Annotated in this window: 1 protein-coding gene; it reads right to left on the reverse strand. The window is 54.9% G+C overall.

The genetic code is table 11. The features are described from left to right. Positions 1-276: 276 nt before the first annotated feature. Positions 277-1,512: an ABC transporter permease gene (locus EXE45_RS16525; protein WP_137694967.1), complete on the reverse strand. Its 1,236-nt coding sequence runs from the start codon at positions 1,510-1,512 to the stop codon at positions 277-279. Between the last annotated feature and the right edge of the window lie 106 nt (positions 1,513-1,618).

Consider the following 1,618-nt stretch of genomic DNA (forward strand, 5'->3'; position numbering starts at 1 on the left):
CTGCCTTGCTCCAGTACGATTACGTCCCTGTCCATTTCGAAATCACGGTAGAATACGGGGATGTCCACACAGTCACATCGGCCTCGCTGTTGAAATACAGACTCACCGTCGTTTGAAAGTGGAGGTGTAGCGCCGTATTCAGCTCAGACCTGAGATTCAACAGGAAGTGTATGGCTTCAGGAGTTGAGGCCGAAGCTAGTGGGCTTTCACCTCGCTACCGTGAACACAGCCACAGTTCTGTGGGGCCGACGCGAGACGCATGAAGATGCGAGCCAATTAATTAATCAAGCCGCGAGCGGACGTCACACGAGTAACACGCCACACTCCCAAGATTCCTCCAAGCAGTGCGAATCCACCAGCAACAATTCCACCAGCAACGTAGGCATACCCTGGCACCTGGACGAGTCCCTCGAATCCGGTCACAGTAAACGCAAGCTGGTCAAGGGCAGCCGCAAGCGGCGGGGTAAAAGCGATGCCCAGAAGATATCCTCCGAAGGCAATACTGACTGCTTGGACGATCGCAATACCAGCAATACCACGCCGAGTTGCCCCAGTGGCACGGAGCACAGCAAACGGTTTGCGCTGGATGTACACTAACGATAAGAGCAGATTCAATGCGAGCATCCCACCAGCAACTACACCTAACACCACAAGGCTCGTACCGGCAGCGAGTACAACCGCCTGCTGTTGGAGGACCTCGACGAACTGCTCTTGGTTCGTGCGGAACGTATACTCGGGATATGCGGTGGCAAGGTCTTTTCGAACGGCCTCGCGGTCGGCACCGTCGACAGTGCTGATGGTAATCAGGGTTGCGCTATCATCATACGCATTACCAGTAAGCGTCTGGAGTTCGCTCAGCCGCAGGGTAACAGTGGATGTCCCCAAGAAATTCGAGAAAGTGGGCGAGACCCCCACAATTTCGAACTCGTGAGCGCGGGCACTCGCAATGGTCCCACCGACGTGGATGGAATCTCCGACAGTCACGTTGTGTTGCGCGGCAAACTCAGGCGAAACCAGCGCTTGATGAGTGAAATTCCCGCTGTAATTGCCATCAGCGTAGTGTGTATTTGGACCAGTAAATCCCTCGCCGGCTGTTATGCGGACGGAACCACCTGCTCCTGGTGTTCCGCTGCCAACAATCGTCTCGAACTCTTCACCGTCAGTGCTGACGTAGACAACTTGGAATGCCAGTGGGACTGCTGTTTGGACATCCTCGTGTTGTTCGATCTGTGTAGCGACTGTGTGTGCGTTTGGAACTGGATTTTGGAAGCCGCCAACAGAGCCGGGCGCGAGATTGATTGGACCGCCGGTAACCCACAGATCACGGTCTGCTTCGTTGAATAACTCATTTCCAGTTTCGGTGACGCCCGTCCCAACACCAGCAAGCAGGGTCACAGATAAGACGGCAAGCGCAATACCGATGACAGCAAGGACAGTTCGGGTTTTATCCCAGCGGAGCTGTCGAAAGGCAATCCATATCTGCCCGAAAATCTGTCTGAGTCGTGTGTTCATGAGCGAGTGAGTGCTGCCAACACGTCTGTCTGTGTTGTGAGGTACAACGGGTACGGAACAGCAAACACGCCGACCGCGACGGCTGCGGCCAGCGCATACAGGATGA

This window comes from Halorubrum sp. SP9, from assembly GCF_005435015.1.
Classification (GTDB): Archaea; Halobacteriota; Halobacteria; order Halobacteriales; family Haloferacaceae; genus Halorubrum; species Halorubrum sodomense.

Excerpts from the sequence above, each read along its gene's own strand:
- EXE45_RS16525 (WP_137694967.1), bottom strand. The coding sequence starts at position 1,512 with ATGAACACACGACTCAGACAGATTTTCGGGCAGATATGGATTGCCTTT.